This window comes from Rhodococcus sp. X156, assembly GCF_004006015.1.
In the GTDB taxonomy this organism is placed as follows: Bacteria; Actinomycetota; Actinomycetes; order Mycobacteriales; family Mycobacteriaceae; genus X156.
Genome location: NZ_CP034766.1, coordinates 2613779 through 2629658, shown reverse-complemented (window position 1 = coordinate 2629658; position 15880 = coordinate 2613779). Strand labels below are relative to the sequence as shown.

Genomic DNA, 15880 nt, shown 5'->3' with positions numbered 1-15880 from the left:
AGCGCCGCACGATGGCCCGCATCACCACGCTCGAGGAGTTCGAGCAGCGCTACACCGAGGGGCTGCACCAACCGCTGCCGCTGAAGGCCTGGCGGGAGGTGACCACCGAGTGGCTGGCCCGCCACAGCGAGGGGTCCGGCGACTACAACCCGCTGCACCGCGACGCCGAGTACGCCCGCGACGCCCGCCACCACAGCCTGGTGGCCTCGCCGTCGTTCCTGTTCTCCATCGACTTCGGCGCCAACGCCTCCATCTGGGGCCACCTCCCGCAGCAGGAGGTGTCCATGAACGACCTGAGCATCCTCTACCTCGGTGCGGACGTCACCTGGCACCGGCCGGTGTGGCTGGGCGACCGGGTGCGCAGCATCCAGACCCCGGTGGGCGTGCGCCGCACCGCCAGCCGCCAGCTGGGCGAGGCGCTGGTGTGCACCGGCCGCACCGACTACTACAACCACCGCGCCGAGCTGGTCGCGTCCATGACCAACCACATGCTCCGCTTCGCCAACCCCGGACAGGGCGTGGAGTCCGCCCGCACCACCGATGCACCCCAGGTGGCCCCGGACCCGCTGGTGTGGCAGCGCACCCGTCGCGGCGCGCAGCCGCTGTGCTGGGAGGACGTCGCTGTCGGCGACGAGCTGCCCGCACTGCCCAAGGGCACCTACACCACCACCGAGCTGTATCTGTTCAGCCTGGGCACACTGACCATGAGCCGCTCCCGGGCGGTGGACGAGGGCACCATCGACATGGGCGCCGGCGGTCGCGCCGACCCGGAGTACGCCCGCCGCAGCCGCGCCCAGTCCACGTCCTTCGACTACGGCCCGCAGCGGATCACCTGGCTGGCCCAGATCGTGGCGGACTGGATGGGCGACGCCGGCGACCTGCTGAGCATGAGTGCGCAGCTGCGCCGCCCCAACCTCATCGGCGACACCAACACCGTGGTGGGCCGGGTGCTGCGCACCTACGACCACGAGGGCGAGGGACGCGTGGACGTCCGCGTCGCGGTGGTCAACCAGGACGAGCAGGAGACCGCGACCGCCAGGGCCACGGTGCGCCTGCCCCGTGCCGGCGCGACCGACCCGCACGCGGTGCTCTTCAGCCCCACCGTGCCGGACCTCGGCGCGTCCCCCTACGGCTGAGCCCGCGCCCCCTACCCACTGCGCCACCTACCCCGCTCCTGGAGGAACTCCCATGCAGCTCAAGCCCGGACTGAAGCTGGTGTCGGCGGTGTCGCCCGCCCAGCTGATCGTGATCAGGGCACCCGGCGGTGACGTCGAGCTCGCCTGCGCCGGCGCCCCGATGACCACCGACGGTGCCAGCGGCACCAGCGCCACCGAGGGCGGCGAGTCGCTGGTGGTGGGCAAGCGCTACCGCGACGAGGCAGGCTCGGTGGAGCTGCTGTGCACGGTGGCCGGCGCGGGCCCGCTGTCGGTGGACGGGGAACCGCTGTCGGAGCAGGCGGCCAAGCCGCTGCCCTCCTCGGACTGATGGGCAGGACACCGTGAACCTGGTGACGCTGCTGGACATGGTGGCTGGGGTGGACCCCGACCGCGTGGCGATCGGCGACCGCGACACCGGCCTGAGCCTGCACCAGCTGCGGACGCTGGCCGGGGGAGCGGCCACCCTGCTCGCCGACCAGCCCCACCGCCCGCTGCTGTTCGCCGGCACCGCCACCCCGGCCTTCCCGGTGGCGCTGTTCGGCGCTGCGCTGGCCGGGCGCAGCTTCGCCCCGATCAGCTACCGGCTCGCCGCGGACCCCTTCGCCGCGCTGGTGGCCGACCAGGCGCCGAGCACGCTGCTGCACGACGAGCCCGGTGCACACCCCGCGCTGCCGGACGACGTGGCCGTCGTCGGTGCCGCGGCTTTCCTGCAACGTGCCGGCGGAGCCGCGGAGTGGACCCGCGACGCCGACCAGGACCCCGAGCAGGCGGCGGTGCTGCTGCACACCAGCGGCACCACCGGCAAGCCCAAGGTGGCTGTGCTGCGCCATCGCCACCTGGTCTCCTACGTGCTCAACACCACCGAGCTGCTCTCCGCCGGGCCCGAGGAGGCCGCGCTGGTCAGCGTGCCGCCGTACCACGTGGCGGGCGTGGCCGGGCTGCTCACCGGTGTCTACTGCGGACGCCGCATCGTCCAGCTGCCCAACTTCGAGGCTGCCGCCTGGGTGGACCTGGCCCTGGCCCAGGACGTCACGCACGCCATGGTCGTGCCCACCATGCTCGCCCGGATCGTCGAGGTGCTCGAGGCGCGCGGCTCCGGCCTGCCCGCGCTGCGCCACCTCTCCTACGGCGGTGGCCGGATGCCGCGCCCGGTGATCGAGCGGGCGCTGCGCCTGCTGCCCGACGTCAGCTTCGTCAACGCCTACGGGCTCACCGAGACCACTTCCTCGGTGGCGGTGCTGGGGCCGGACGACCACCGCGCCGCGCTGGCCTCGGCGGACCCCGCGGTGCGGCGGCGGCTGGAGTCGGTGGGGCGTCCGCTGCCCGGCGTGGAGATCGTGGTGCGCGACCCGCACGGGGCCCCCGTGGCCGCCACCGCCGCGGGGGAGCTGTGGGTGCGGGGCGAGCAGGTCTCCGGCGAGTACTCCGCTGCCTCGGTCACCGACGACGCGGGCTGGTTCCCCACCCGCGACGGCGGCTGGATCGACGACCAGGGCTACGTCTTCGTGGCGGGCCGCCTGGACGACGTGATCGTCCGTGGTGGGGAGAACCTCTCACCCGGGGAGATCGAGGACGTGCTGGCTCGCCACCCCGCGGTCGGGGAGGTCGCCGTCTACGGCGTCCCGGACGAGCAGTGGGGCGAGGTCCCGGTGGCAGCGGTGGTGCTGCGGGCGGGCGCGGCCCTCGACGCCGAGCAGGCGCAGCGCTGGGTGGCCGAGCACCTGCGCTCCAGCCGCGTGCCCGCCCGCATCCACTTCCTGGCCGGCCTGCCCCGCAACGACATGGGCAAGCTGCTGCGCCGGGTGCTGAAGGCGGAGTCGGCTGCTCCCACTTCCGCCGCAATTACTTGACCAAACGCACGCAAGATGTAACGTCCGTCACAACCTGACCTGACCCCACGAAGGAGAACCATGGAGCTCGCTGACGCAGTCGCGCAGGCACGGGAGGTGCCGGCGCAGAAGGTGGCCTCCGGCTACTCCTGGACGGAGATCCCGCGCTGGCACGACGACACCTTCTGGTTCGGCGACATGTACAACCACCAGGTGCTCCGGCAGGGCAGCGACGGCGGCTTCGAGGTGGTCCTCGACGTCAGCGACCGCAAGGCGCTCGGTGCCCAGCCCGGCGCCGGACCCGTGGACGAGGAAGTCGTCCTCGGTGGGATGGGGTGGCTGCCCGACGGGCGCCTGGTCGTCACCTCGATGTACGAGCGGGTGGTGCTGGTCTGGGACGGCCAGTCGGTGGACCTCTACGCCGACCTCCGCGAGGTCGCGGTCGGCCCGGTCAACGACATGGTCGTCGACGCCGACGGGCGCGCCTACGTCACCCAGCTGGGCTTCGACATGCTGCACGGCGAGGACGCCCGCAACAGCGCCCTGCTGGTCGTCGAGCCGGACGGGTCGGTGCGGGCGCTGTCCGAGCTCGGCGAGCTGGCCTCCGGCAACGGCATCACCATCACCGCCGACGGCACCCGGGTGGTCGTGGCCGAGGTGTTGGCCAACTGCCTCACCGTGCTGGACCGCGGCCCCGACGGCGCGCTGAGCAACCGACGCGTGTTCGCCCCCACCCCGTGGCTGCCCGACGGCATCTGCCTGGACGCCCAGGGCGGGGTCTGGACCGCCATGCCCGGCTCCGGCGTGGTCGCCCGGTTCGTCGAGGGCGGCGAGATGACCGACGCCATCACGCTGCCGATGGAGGAGGCCATGGGGGTGGCCTGTGTCCTCGGCGGCGCCGACCGCAGCAGGCTCTACGTCTGCGCCGGCATGGAGGTCTTCGACCGGGACAAGTCCCGCGCCGAGGGCCAGGGATCGATCTGGACCGCCAAGACCACCTACAGCGCCGGCACCAGCCGTCCCTGACCCGAGAGGAGCCACGTCGTGGACAACCTGACTTTCACCGGACGCAGCGTCGTCGTCACCGGGGCGGGACGTGGCATCGGCCGGGAGTACGCCCTGCTGCTCGCCTCCCGCGGTGCCCAGGTGGCCGTGGTCGACCTGGGTGCCACCGTGGACGGGTCTGGAGTGGACGGTGACGACCCGGCGGCCGCGGTGGTCGAGGAGATCACCCGCGCCGGCGGCACCGCCATCGCCCTGCGCGAGGACGTCGCCGACGAGCGGGGCGCCGCCCGCATCGTGGACGCCGTCGCCGACGCCTTCGGTGGGGTGGACAGCGTGATCAACAACGCGGGCGTGCTGCACCTGGCGTCCTTCGAGGCGCTCACCCGCGAGGAGTACCAGCGCCACCTGGACGTGCACTTCTATGGCTCGGTGTGGCTGGCCAAGCACGCCTGGCCGCACCTGCGCGCCAGCGGCACCGGACGCGTCGTGAACTCCATCTCCGCAGCCATGCTGGGCAACCCGCAGATGGTGCACTACGGCAGCTCCAAGGGCGCGGTGCTCGGGCTCACCCGCAACCTGGCCCTGGAGGGTGCCGCCGCCGGCATCAAGGTCAACGCGGTGGCCCCCGGCGCCGGCGGCACGCGGCTGTCCGAGGCGTCCAACGACTCGCTGGCACCGGAGGTGGTGGAGTACATGCGCACCGCCCTGCTGCCCCGCCTGGTCGCCCCGGTGGGGGCCTACCTGGTGCACCCCAGCTGCGCGGTCACCGGCGAGGTGTTCAACGTCGCGGGCGGGTTCGTCAACCGGATGGCGATCGTGAACTCCGCGGGCTTCCACGACCCCGAGCTGTCGATCGAGAGCGTCGCCGCCAACGTCGACCAGGTGATGACCCTGCCCGAGGGCTCCCTCGTGCAGACCGTGCCGGTGCCGGAGCCGGCCGCATGAGCAACCAGGAGACTCCCGTGAGCACCTCAGCTGCACCCAGCGTGCCCCTCGACTACCCGTTCGCGCCGGTCGCGGCCAGCGAGGCCGCCGAGCGCTACCGCCAGATCGCCGCCGACCGGCCGATGACCAAGGTGACCATGCCCTTCGGCGGCGAGGCCTGGGTCATCCACCGCACCGCGGCCGCGCGGAGCATGCTGCGCGACCGGCGCTTCGTCCGGGAGCCGTTCCGCACCGGCGAGCGGGTGGTGCCCTACTTCGTGGAGTTCCCCGACTTCCTCAAGGCCACCCTGCAGTTCGAGGACCCGCCGGAGCACACCAAGCTGCGCCGCCTGGTGCAGCAGGCGACCTCGCCTCGGGCCGTGCAGGCCATGCGCGACGCGGCCGTGGTCTACGCCAACGAGCTGATCGACACGATGGTGGCTGCGGGAACCAGCGCCAACCTGGTGCACGACTACGCGGTGCCGCTGCCCATGCAGATGCTGAGCAACCTGCTCGGCGTGCCGATGGCCGACCGGGTGAAGTTCGAGCGGTGGAGCTCGTCGATGCTCGCGGTGGCCGGCATGACCGAGGAGGAGGTGATGACCAACATGATCGAGCTCGGCGGGTACATGGCGGCGCTCATCGAGACCCGCCGCAACGACCCGGCGGAGGACCTGCTCAGCGTGCTGGCGCACGCCACCGACACCGACGACTCCCTGTCCGACCAGGAGATCCTCTCCATCGCGCTGCTGCTGATCATCGCCGGCTTCGACAACACCGCCAACTTCATCTGCCTGGGCGTGCTGTCCCTGCTCAACCACGCCGGTGCCCGCGAGCTGCTGATGACCGACGTGGACGGGCTGGCGCCCACCGCGGTGGAGGAGATCCTGCGCCGCGGCCGCTTCGAGATGGGCCTGGACGTGCCTGGCGGGGGTGGGCTGGTGCCGCTGCTGGCCACCGAGGACGTGGAGATCGACGGCCAGCTGGTGGCCCAGGGCGAGGCCGTGCTGGTGGACCCCGCGGCCACCGCCCACGACGGGATCGCGCTGCCCGACCCGAGCACCTTCGACATCACCCGGGAGCACAACCCGCACCTGACGCTCAGCTACGGGCTGCACCACTGCCTGGGCGCCCCGCTGGCCCGGATGGAGATGCAGGTGGCCATCGCCGAGCTGTTCAAGCGGCTGCCGCAGCTGCGGCTGGCGGGCACCCCGACGATCAACTACGACCACCTGAGCCAGCCGATCTCGGTGCTGCCCGTCTCCTGGTAGGGGCGCTCAGACCGCGGCGCCGTCCAGGGCAGCCTCGGGCAGGGCGGGCGTCTCGGTGAGCAGGCGCGTCACGTACCGGCTGGTGAGCGGGGTGAGGCGGGTGCGCTGGGTGTCCGACACCGGCTCCAGCACCCACCGGAACAGGCTGAGCTGACGGCTGCGCACCCGCCGCTCCAGGTCGGCGCCGGCGGCGGAGACCTGCACCAGGTTGCTGCGCCGGTCGCGGGCGTTCACCGCGCGGGTGACCAGGCCCAGCTCGGTGAGCCGACGCGCGCGGCGGCTGGCCTGCGAGGGGTCGATGGCCATGCGCTCGGCCACGTCGATGAGGGAGAGCGGCCCGAACCGGGAGATCAGCCGCATGGTCAGGTAGTCGTGCTGGGTGATCGGGGCGTCCAGGGTGGCGAGCAGTTCGCTGTAGCCGCCGGACTGCGCCACCCAGGAGACCAGGCCGATGGTGGCGGCGAGCAGCTCACGAGTGGCCGGTGGGTAGGCATCGGTGGAGATGAGCGAGCGCCAGTGCTCAGCGGCGTTGGAGCTGGCGACCTGGGGCAGCGACCGGGCGAGGCAGCGGTGCACCAGGGTGAACCACGCCGCCAGGTCGGTGCGGTCCGCCTCGGGCCAGTCCGCCACCGGGCGGGCGTAGTCGGCCGCCCAGGTCAGCAGCCAGCGGTCGAGCACCGCGGAGGTCTCCGCGGACAGCGCCACCAGCGTGCGCCGGCGGTCGGCCGGGTCGGCGGTGCGCACCACGTGGCCGAGGGCCTCCAGCCGGCTGGCCTGCCGGCTGGCCTGGGAGATGTCGATGCCGATGGCGGTGGCGATGCTGCTGGTGGCCACCTGTCCGCGGCCGCGCAGGTGCTCCAGGAAGCGGATGTCGGCGCTGGGCAGCACCAGGTTGGTGGCGCTGCTGAAGAGCCGGGCGTGGAAGCGGCTGCTGGAGGAGTAGGCGACCGCGTTCACCAGGCCGATGGTGATCCGCTCCAGCTCAGGTCCGTCGACGCGAGAGGGCTGGGCCACGCACGGCTCCTTCTCTGGTGACGACGCTGCACGGGTGCAGCGCTCTGCTGTGCGCGAATTATGACAGCGCGCAGCCGCCAGGGAACGCACTGGCCACGGGGGTGGGAGTGGTCCGGCTACCGGGCGTGCGCCAGCCCGGGGTGCGGGCGGTGGCAGCTCCCGTGGTGCTCGTGCGGGTGCGCAGCGAGCGCCCGGTGCGCGTGCGCGTGCCCGTGGTGCGTGCCCGGTGCGGCGTCGAGCAGCAGGCCCAGCCCGATGCCCAGCATCCAGACGTCCTTGGCCACGGCGATCCCGTCCTGGCTGGGCCAGATGCTGTCCTCCTGGCGCAGCGCGGGGGTGCGCAGGTACATCGTCACCAGCCCGGCGGAGAACCCGGTGAGCGCCGCGCCGGCCACCGCGGCGGGCACGAACGGGGCGAGCAGCAGCCCACCCACCGCCACCTCGGCGCAGGCCAGCGCGCGGACGAACGTTGGTGCCTCCACCTTGCCGAGGAAGGGAAAGGCCCCCACGGCCATCCCGTGGTAGCCCGCGGCCCCCTCGGGCGGGAGGTTCCACTTCTCCAGGCCCGAGTGGAGGATGAAACCGCCGGTGGCCAGTCGGGTGGGCAGGTTCCGCAGCTTCATGGCGCAGCTCCTCACGACGGTGGTTCTCCAGAGTAGACGCGCTCTCTCAGCAGGTCAGGGGGCTGCGGGCCAGACTGGAACCGGCGGGTGCCGCACCCGTCCACGGCCAGGGAGGGCTGAATCGTGAACCTGCACGGCAACACCATCTTCATGACCGGCGGCACCTCGGGGATCGGCCTGGGGCTTGCCCTGCGGCTGCGCGACCGTGGCAACCGGGTGATCATCAGCGGCCGCCGCCAGCACCTGCTGGACCAGCTTGCTGCGCGGCACGACGGCATCGAGACCGTTGTGCTGGACGTGCAGGACCCGGAGTCCATCCGCAGCGTCGTCGACTCGGTGACCAGGGAGCACCCGGACCTCAACGTGGTGATCACCATGGCCGGCATCATGCAGCCGGAGAACCTGCTGGACCCCGGTCACCTGGCCATCGCCGAGGCCACCGTCGCCACCAACCTGCTGGGACCCATCCGCACCCTCACCCCGCTGATCCCGTTCCTGGCGCGCCAGGAGCAGGCCGCGATCATCACGGTCTCCTCCGGGCTCGCCTTCGTCCCGCTGCCGGCCACGCCCACCTACGACGCGACCAAGGCCGCGATGCACTCCTACACCGAGAGCCTGCGCGTGCAGCTGGCCGACACCTCGATCCAGGTGATCGAGCTGGTGCCCCCGGCGGTGCGCACCACGCTGAACGGCCAGCAGGACAGCGAGCGGGCGATGCCGCTGGAGGACTTCCTCAGCGAGACCATGCGGCTGCTGCAGGAGCAGCCCGACGCCAAGGAGATCCTGGTGGACCGGGTGAAGCCGCTGCGCTTCGCCACCCGGGACGGCCACTACGACCAGCTGCTCACCGCCATGTCCACCCGCACCAGCTGAGGCGACCGCGCTACGGGCGCCGCAGGGTCTTGCGGGCTGGCTGGGGGCCGGTCAGCTGCTCCCGCAGCGCCGCCAGCGCGGCCTTGCGCCCTGCCAGCTCCGTCGAGCCCGCCTCCTCCCACAGCTGGAGCCCCTCGCCCGAGTCGATGACGTCGAGGGCGCGGCGCCGTACCTCCTCGTCCAGGCGTCCGACCTGGTGCTGCGCGGCCGCCAGTGCCAGCCACAGCACGTGCGCCTGGTCCTGGTCGAGGTACTGGTACTCGGCGACGACCCGGCGGGTGGCCTCCTCGTCGGGCACCTCGTCCTCCAGGAGCTCGCGGTAGTCACCGCGCACGTCCGCTGCGGTGTCGTCCGAGAAGATTTCCGTTCCCCATGCGCCCATGGCGGGCCATGATGCCCGATTGCCTTGCGCCACAAGCGTTGGGGCCGAGCCTCAGCTGAGGTGGTGCACCGGCTGCAGGCCGAACACCGGGGTGGAGATGCCCTCCAGCCGGGCCTTGAGCTGCAGCGCGAGGTAGAGCGAGTAGTGCCGCGACTGGTGCAGGTTGCCGCCGTGGAACCACAGCGCCTCCTGCTGGGTGGGCTTCCACATGTTGCGCTGCTCGCCCTCCCACGGCCCGGGGTCCTTGGTGGTGTCCGAGCCCAGCCCCCACACCTTGCCCACCCGGTCGGCCACCTCCTGGCTGATCAGGTCGGCCGCCCAGCCGTTCATCGAGCCGTAGCCGGTGGCGTAGACGACGACGTCGGCGGGCAGCTCGGTGCCGTCGGCCAGCACCACGGCGTCGGTGGTGAGGTGGTCCACCTGTCCCTTGGCCAGCCGCACGTCACCGTTGGCCACCAGGTCGGCCGCGCCCACGTCGATGTAGTAGCCCGAGCCGCGGCGCAGGTACTTCATGAACAGCCCCGAGCCGTCCTCGCCCCAGTCGTGGTCGAAGCCGGCGGCCTCCAGTCGGGCGTAGAAGTCCTGGTCGCGCTCGGCCATCTGCTGGTACAGCGGGATCTGGAACTCGTGCATGATCCGGTAGGGCAGCGAGGCGAAGATCAGGTCGGCCTTCTCCGTGGTGATCCCGTTGGCCAGCGCCTGCTCGGAGTACAGCGCCCCCAGCCCGATCTCCATCAGGCTGGCGCTCTTGACGATGTGGGTGGACGAGCGCTGCACCATGGTGACGTCGACGCCGTTCTCCCACAGCGCCCCGCAGATGTCGAAGGCGGAGTTGTTGCTGCCGACCACCACCACCCGCTTGCCCACGAACGGGTCCGGTCCGGGGTGCGCCGAGGAGTGGTGCTGCGCGCCCCGGAAGACGTCCTGGCCCGGCAGCGTCGGGACGTTGGGCTTGCCGGACATGCCGGTGGCCAGCACCAGGTGCTTCGGGCGCAGGGTGAGCGGGGCGCCGTCGCGCTCCACCTCCACCGTCCACTCGCCGGCCTCGGGGGAGTAGGACGCGCTCAGCGCCCGGGTGCTGGTCCAGTAGGGCACCTCCATCACCCGCGTGTAGGACTCCAGCCAGTCGCCGATCTTGTCCTTGGGCGCGAACACCGGCCAGCTGTCCGGGAACTTCAGGTAGGGCAGGTGGTCGTACCAGACCGGGTCGTGCAGGCACAGCGACTTGTAGCGCCCGCGCCACTGGTCGCCCGGGCGGGGGTGCTTGTCGATCACCAGAGCAGGCACGTCCAGGTGGCGCAGCCGCGCGCCCAGGGCGATGCCGCCCTGCCCGCCGCCGACCACCAGCACGTAGGGCTGGGTGACGGTGCCCAGCTCGGCGTCCTCCTTCTGCCGCCGCTCCAGCCAGGTCAGCCGCTCCTTGTTGGCCCCGTGCTCGGCGCCCATCGGCCGCTGGGTGCCGCGCGGCTCCTCGAAGCCGGTCAGCTCGTAGAGGGTGGTGAGCAGGGTGAACGCCTTGGGCCCGTCCTCCTCCACCAGGCGCAGCAGCCCGCGGCCGCGGCCCACCGCGGTGGCGAAGGTGATCCAGGCGGTGGTGACGCCGTCGGCGTCCTCGGGCGGCTCCTCGGTGGCGAAGCCGTGCGGGTCGGTGTCCGCCAGCGTGGCGCGCAGCAGGTCGGCCACCCCGTCCGGGTTCTCCACCGTGGTGAGGTTCCAGGAGAAGGCGACGAGGTCGCGCCAGAAGCTGGTGGCGGCGAACATCCCGGCCGCCCGGTCCACGTCCCGGTCGTGCAGGGCCTGGTCGAAGTCGGCGAGCCAGGCGTCCACCCGCTGTTGCGGGTCGGTGGTGGCGGTGCCGAGCGGGGCGGTGTCGGTGCTCATGGGGACCTCCCAGCGGGTTCAGCCCTGCGAGCATAGGACCGCCGTTGTGACTCACGCCACAAGAGCGGGACTAGTCGCCGAGGCCCGCCGTGGCGAGCTGGGCGGCCACCTCGGCCGGGGTCCAGGGCGGGCTGTCGGAGTGGTCGCGCCAGCCGAGCAGGGTCTCCGCCGGCGGGGCGAAGCGGCCCAGGTAGCAGCCCGCCGCGGAGAGCACCTCGCCGCTCACGCCGGCGGAGAGGTCGCTGGCCAGGTAGGTGTACAGCGGCGCCACGTACTCCGGTGGCGCCGGGGCGAGCGACGCCGCCAGGGTCACCTCGTCCAGCAGCCCCCGCTGGTGCAGCCGCTGCACGTGCTGGGTGTAGTCGTCGCCGGTGGACAACCGGGTGCGGGCGCCGGGGCACACGGCGTTCACCCGGATGCCGTGCTCGCGCAGCTCCCGGGCCAGGGCCAGCGTCAGGCTGTTCACCCCGCCCTTGCCCGCGGCGTAGCCAGTGCCGCCGTACATCCCGGTGAAGGCGTGCGAGCTGGTGTTCACGATGACGCCACCGCCCCGCTCCCGCAGCACCGGCGCCGCCGCGCGACAGGTGGCGAAGGTGGAGGTGAGGTGGCTGTCCAGCAGCTCCTGCCAGTCGGCGGGGGAGATGTCCAGGATGGACGAGCCCGCCGGCTCCGCAGCTCCGGCGCAGTTGACCAGCACGTCCAGCCCGCCGTGCACCGCCACCGCGGTGTCCACCAGCTGGGCGGCCACGGCGTGGTCGGCAGCCGACCCGGGCACCGCCACGGCACCGCCACCCACCTGGGCGGCAGCTCGCTCGGCGGTCGCCGCGTCGCGGCCGTTGAGCACCACTCGCGCCCCCTCGGCGGCCAGGGCGTGCGCCACCGCCAACCCGATGCCACGGCTGGATCCGGTGACGACGGCGACCTTCCCGGCGAGCAGCTGTGCGTGGTCGGTGCTCATCGGCGTCCTCCTGGCGCGGGCGGGGCAACCCTGGTGAACCTGCCTTCGGCGCAGCGTGAGCGCAAGGTCCGCTCAGTGGAAGAAGACACCGCACGAGGCATCGGCGCAGGTCAGCGCACCGACCGGTGGTCCCGGCCCGGTGGCCGCGCCACGCGTGCCCGGGCGCGGGCGCTGGCGGCGTGTACTTTCCGCGGGTGACGGGGAGCGCCCCCGCGGACCGCTGGAGGAGCGCATGGCCATCAGGCCGGGCAAGGACAACGCTGTGGTGCTCGACGTCGAGGGGGTGGTCGAGCACGGGGACAAGCGTGGCCGGCTGCTGGGCTTTCCCACCGCCAACGTCGCCGTGCCCGACCACGCGCTGAGCGACGGCGTGTGGGCCGGCACCGTGCAGATCGACCCGGCCAACGACGGCCCGGTGCACGTGGCCGCGGTGTCGGTGGGCCACCGCCCGACGTACTACGGCAAGGACGGCGAGCGCCTGCTGGAGGCCTTCCTGCTGGACTTCACCGGCGACCTGTACGGGGCCACCGTGCTGGTGCGCCTGCACGCCCACCTGCGGCCGCAGGTGCGCTTCGTCGGCTCCACCGAGCTCATCGAGCAGCTGCGCCTGGACGTGCTGGACGCCCGCGCCTGGGCCGCCGAGCAGGGCATCACCATCACCGAGGAGCGCTCCGCCCAGGCGGGCTGAGCCCACCCTCGCGCCACTGGTGCGACCTACGATCGAGAGGGTGCCCCGCCGCTGCGGGCCACTGGCGATCGGAGGACGCCGTGCCGCGACCACGAGACATCCTGCGGCGCTTCCAGGCGGCCGCCGCCCCCGGTGCCGCTACCGCCAGCGGAGTCCCCGCCGACCGGGCCGTCGAGATCGCCGCCGAGCTGGCACCGGTGCTGGCCCGGCTGCAGCCGGAGCAGCAGCAGGCCGACGCGCTGCGCCGCCAGGCTCACGAGCAGGCCGAGCAGCTGCGCACCGAGTCCGCCGAGCGCGCCCGGGCCACCGCGGCCGCCGCCCAGCGCGACGCCGCTGCCGCCCGGGCCGCGGCCGTGCAGCAGGGCACCCGTCAGGCTGAGCAGGAGGCCGCCACCGAGCTGGCCGCCGCGCAGCAGCAGGCCGCCCAGATCCGCGCCATCGCCGCGCAGCGCATGCCCGAGCACGTGCACCGGGTGCTGGCGGGCACCCGCGCCGCGCTGCGGGAGCAGACCACCGGATGAGCACCGCCTGGGTGGCCGGGGTGGTGCGGGGCCGGGCGCTGGCCCAGCGACGGCTCGGTGCCGGCGGGGCGCGGCACCTGGCCGAGCAGCCCAGCCTGGACGCCGCGCTGGGGGTGCTGCACGAGGCCTCCTACGGCCACGACGTGTCGGTGGGCCAGGACCTGCGCACCGCCCAGCGTGGGGTGGCTGCCGCGGTGCTGTGGAACCTGCGGGTGCTCGCCGGCTGGCTGCCCCGCGACGGCGCTGAGGTGGTGCGCACCCTCGCCGGTGGCTTCGAGGTGGCCAACGTCGAGGCGCACCTGGCCCGGCTGCAGGGCTCGGCGACGACAGCGGAGCCCTTCGCGCTGGGCACCCTGGACGTCGCCGGGCAGCGGCTGGCCGCCGCCACCAGCGTGCCCTCCGCGCAGGCAGTGCTGGAGGCGTCACCGTGGCGGGTGCGGGCCGGCGCCGCGGTGGACGAGCTGCAGCTGGCGCTGCGCCTGGCCTGGGCCGATGCGGTGGCCGCGCGGGTGCCCGAGGCGGCCACCTGGGCGCGGGCGGCGGCGGTGCTGCAGGTGCTGCGCCGCGTGGCCGTCGCGGGCGAGCCGGTGCCGCCCAGCGTGCTGACGCAGGCGTCCGCGGTGGTGAGCCCCGCGTTCGCCGCGACCGTCACCACGGCGCCGGAGGACCTGGACGCCGTGCGGGCGAGCCTGCCCAGTGCTATCGCCTGGGTGCTCGAGGGGGTGGCGGAGCCGGCTGAGCTGTGGCGGGCCGAGGCGCGCTGGTGGCTGCGGGTGGAGGACGAGGCTTTCGCGCTGCTGCGCGGCTCCGGCTACGGCCGCCGGCCGGTGGTGGGGGTGATCGGGGTGCTGGCCGTGGACGCCTGGCGGGTGCGCGCGGCCCTGGAGTGCGCCGCGCGTGGCGGCAGCGGCGCGGTGCTGGAGGCCTTCGATGCCGTCGCGTGAGCGGGTCCGGCCCCAGCGGGCGAGCGGGCAGGTGCCGGTGCGGATGGAGCGGGTGGCCCTGCTCGCTCCGCACGAGCAGCTGCCGGAGGTGCTGCTACACGTGCGGGCCGCAGGCACGGTGGAGCTGGAGCTGCCCGGGGAGGGGCGAGACGCGGGCGCGCAGGCCCAGCCCCACCTGGACACCGTGGCCGCCGGCGCGGTGCGGCGCGGGGAGGTGGACGGGTTGCTGGGCTGGATGCCGGCGGCCGCGGTGCCCGCTCTGGCCGATGACCTCGCCGACCTCGGCGGCGCCGTGGTGCCGCTGCGCCGGCCCCGCGGTGTGGACCCGCCCACCATGCTGCAGCCCGGCAGCACGGTGCGACAGTCGATGAGCCCGCTGGTGCAGGTGTACGGCACGGTGCCCTACGCCGACCTCGACCCCAGCCTGCTCGCCGGCGGTGCCTACGTCTTCATGTTCGGGATGATGTTCGGCGACGTCGGCCACGGCGCGCTGCTGGTGCTCCTCGGCTTGCTGATGGCCGCCGGCAAGCCCCGTCAGCTCGCCCGCTTCCGGGTGGTGTGGCCGCTGGTGGTGGGCTGCGGCCTCGCGGCGGCGGTGTTCGGGCTGCTCTACGGGGAGTGCTTCGGCCCCACCGGCGTGGTGCCCACGCTGTGGCTGCAGCCGCTGGAGGAGCCGATCACCCTGCTGGTGGTTGCCCTGGGCATCGGCGCGGTGCTGCTGGCTGGCGCCCAGGTGTTGGGCATCGTCAACCGCTGGCGGGAGGGCGGCTGGCCGCTGGCGCTGTCCTCGGCCACCGGCATCGCCGGAGCCGCCCTGCTGGCCGGGCTCGGGCTGGTCGTGCTGGCGCTGTGGGCGGACCTGACCTGGTTGGTGGTGGTGGGCGCGGTGGTGATCGTGGCCGGGGTGGCGCTGGCGTTCCTGGGCTTCGTGGCCACCGCGGGCGGCGGCGCCGCGGGCCTCACCCAGGCCGCGGTGGAGGTGTTCGACGCGGTGATGCGAGTGGGCACCAACCTCATCTCGTTCGCCCGGCTGGCCGCGTTCGGGCTCACCCACGCCGCGCTGGGCGAGGTGGTGTGGGACGGCACCACCAGCCTGTGGGACCTGGGTGGGGTGGCGGTGCTCGCCGCCGTGGTCGTCTTCGCGCTGGGCAACGCGGTGGCCTTCGCCCTGGAGGCGCTGGTGGCCGGGGTGCAGGCGCTGCGGCTGGAGTACTACGAGCTGTTCTCCCGGGTGTTCACCACCGAGGGGCGACCGTTTCGTCCCTGGCGCCCGGAGCCGGGCTCCGACGGAATGGCCCGACCTACCATCGACAGGGACGCCGCCCCGCCCGCGAGCGTCTGATCGGAGGACGCCGTGCTGCGACCACCAGACCCTCGCGCATGATCGCCTGGCTGCTGGCCCTGCCCGTCCTGCTCGGCGGGTTCGCCGCCACCCGGCTGCTGCTGCGCCGGCGCGGACGAGCGGCGGTGCGGGTGCTGGTGGCGGCCAACGCGGTGCTGTTCGTGCTGGGGCTGGTGGCGCTGACCGTGCTGGCCGCGATCGGACCCGGCGCCGCCCAGGCCTCCACCGTCACCGCCCAGGCCGCCGCCGACGGCGACACCTGGGCGGCCCTGCTGGGTGCCGCCATCGCGGTGGCCGGGTCGTCGCTGGGCGCCGCGGTGGCGGTGGCCTACACAGGGGCGGCGGCGCTGGCCGCGATGAGCGAGCGTCCTGAGCTGTTCGGCCGCTCCATGGTGATCGTCGGGCTGGCCGAGGGCATCGCCATTTACGGGCTGATCATCGCCATCATCCTCATCGGGCAGGCGTGAG

17 protein-coding genes are annotated in these 15880 nt (G+C 73.4%); 12 read left to right on the top strand and 5 right to left on the bottom strand.

Annotated elements, in window-relative coordinates:
* Positions 1 to 11 precede the first annotated feature (11 nt).
* Genes ELX43_RS12435 through ELX43_RS12410 form a run of 6 tightly spaced genes read left to right on the top strand, consistent with a single transcriptional unit; the run spans position 12 to position 6186 of the window.
* Positions 12 to 1136, top strand: a complete 1125-nt coding sequence (locus ELX43_RS12435; RefSeq protein WP_127783706.1) for a MaoC family dehydratase N-terminal domain-containing protein — start codon at positions 12 to 14, stop codon at positions 1134 to 1136.
* A 52-nt stretch (positions 1137 to 1188) separates the two neighbouring features.
* On the top strand, positions 1189 to 1485 hold the full coding sequence (locus tag ELX43_RS12430) for a hypothetical protein (protein ID WP_127783705.1): 297 nt from the start codon (positions 1189 to 1191) through the stop codon (positions 1483 to 1485).
* 22 nt (positions 1486 to 1507) lie between these two features.
* Entirely contained in the window at positions 1508 to 3007 is a 1500-nt protein-coding gene (locus ELX43_RS12425; RefSeq protein ID WP_346773850.1) for an AMP-binding protein, read from the top strand.
* A gap of 60 nt (positions 3008 to 3067) precedes the next feature.
* Complete coding sequence (locus tag ELX43_RS12420; protein ID WP_127783703.1) at positions 3068 to 4012, top strand: SMP-30/gluconolactonase/LRE family protein; 945 nt, start codon at positions 3068 to 3070, stop codon at positions 4010 to 4012.
* 18 nt (positions 4013 to 4030) lie between these two features.
* On the top strand, positions 4031 to 4936 hold the full coding sequence (locus tag ELX43_RS12415) for an SDR family NAD(P)-dependent oxidoreductase (protein ID WP_127783702.1): 906 nt from the start codon (positions 4031 to 4033) through the stop codon (positions 4934 to 4936).
* 17 nt (positions 4937 to 4953) lie between these two features.
* Positions 4954 to 6186 carry a cytochrome P450 gene (locus tag ELX43_RS12410; protein WP_241248935.1) on the top strand — a complete coding sequence of 411 codons (1233 nt, stop codon included), beginning with the start codon at positions 4954 to 4956 and terminating at the stop codon, positions 6184 to 6186.
* 6 nt (positions 6187 to 6192) lie between these two features.
* Here ELX43_RS12410 and ELX43_RS17660 read toward each other — a convergent pair whose 3' ends face one another.
* Positions 6193 to 7200, bottom strand: a complete 1008-nt coding sequence (locus ELX43_RS17660) for a MarR family transcriptional regulator (RefSeq protein WP_164860654.1) — start codon at positions 7198 to 7200, stop codon at positions 6193 to 6195.
* A gap of 116 nt (positions 7201 to 7316) precedes the next feature.
* Positions 7317 to 7823: a hypothetical protein gene (locus ELX43_RS17655; protein ID WP_241248934.1), complete on the bottom strand. Its 507-nt coding sequence runs from the start codon at positions 7821 to 7823 to the stop codon at positions 7317 to 7319.
* Between the two features lie 123 nt (positions 7824 to 7946).
* On the opposite strand from ELX43_RS17655, the gene ELX43_RS12400 reads away from it, so the two are divergent.
* Positions 7947 to 8696: an SDR family oxidoreductase gene (locus ELX43_RS12400; RefSeq protein WP_127783699.1), complete on the top strand. Its 750-nt coding sequence runs from the start codon at positions 7947 to 7949 to the stop codon at positions 8694 to 8696.
* Between the two features lie 10 nt (positions 8697 to 8706).
* On the opposite strand, the gene ELX43_RS12395 is transcribed toward ELX43_RS12400, so the two are convergent.
* The 3 genes from ELX43_RS12395 to ELX43_RS12385 all read right to left on the bottom strand — a co-directional run bounded on the left by ELX43_RS12395 (position 8707) and on the right by ELX43_RS12385 (position 11917).
* Positions 8707 to 9078: a DUF4259 domain-containing protein gene (locus ELX43_RS12395; protein WP_127783698.1), complete on the bottom strand. Its 372-nt coding sequence runs from the start codon at positions 9076 to 9078 to the stop codon at positions 8707 to 8709.
* 51 nt (positions 9079 to 9129) lie between these two features.
* Positions 9130 to 10959, bottom strand: a complete 1830-nt coding sequence (locus tag ELX43_RS12390) for an NAD(P)/FAD-dependent oxidoreductase (RefSeq protein ID WP_127783697.1) — start codon at positions 10957 to 10959, stop codon at positions 9130 to 9132.
* A 70-nt stretch (positions 10960 to 11029) separates the two neighbouring features.
* Positions 11030 to 11917 carry an SDR family oxidoreductase gene (locus ELX43_RS12385; protein WP_127783696.1) on the bottom strand — a complete coding sequence of 296 codons (888 nt, stop codon included), beginning with the start codon at positions 11915 to 11917 and terminating at the stop codon, positions 11030 to 11032.
* 232 nt (positions 11918 to 12149) lie between these two features.
* Between ELX43_RS12385 and ELX43_RS12380 the strand changes: the two genes are divergently transcribed.
* The 5 genes from ELX43_RS12380 (at position 12150) to ELX43_RS12360 (ending at position 15879) form a co-directional block, all read left to right on the top strand.
* Complete coding sequence (locus ELX43_RS12380) at positions 12150 to 12605, top strand: riboflavin kinase (RefSeq protein ID WP_127783695.1); 456 nt, start codon at positions 12150 to 12152, stop codon at positions 12603 to 12605.
* Between the two features lie 80 nt (positions 12606 to 12685).
* Positions 12686 to 13126 (top strand): hypothetical protein, encoded by a 441-nt coding sequence (locus ELX43_RS12375; protein ID WP_127783694.1) that lies wholly within the window; start codon positions 12686 to 12688, stop codon positions 13124 to 13126.
* Positions 13123 to 14070, top strand: a complete 948-nt coding sequence (locus ELX43_RS12370; RefSeq protein ID WP_127783693.1) for a hypothetical protein — start codon at positions 13123 to 13125, stop codon at positions 14068 to 14070. The genes ELX43_RS12375 and ELX43_RS12370 overlap by 4 nt, the downstream gene beginning before the upstream one ends.
* A complete protein-coding gene (locus tag ELX43_RS12365; RefSeq protein ID WP_241248933.1) occupies positions 14057 to 15412 on the top strand; it encodes a V-type ATPase 116kDa subunit family protein in 1356 nt (451 codons plus the stop codon). The genes ELX43_RS12370 and ELX43_RS12365 overlap by 14 nt, the downstream gene beginning before the upstream one ends.
* A 38-nt stretch (positions 15413 to 15450) precedes the next feature.
* Positions 15451 to 15879: an ATP synthase subunit C gene (locus ELX43_RS12360; RefSeq protein ID WP_127783692.1), complete on the top strand. Its 429-nt coding sequence runs from the start codon at positions 15451 to 15453 to the stop codon at positions 15877 to 15879.
* The last annotated feature ends 1 nt before the right edge of the window (position 15880 follow it).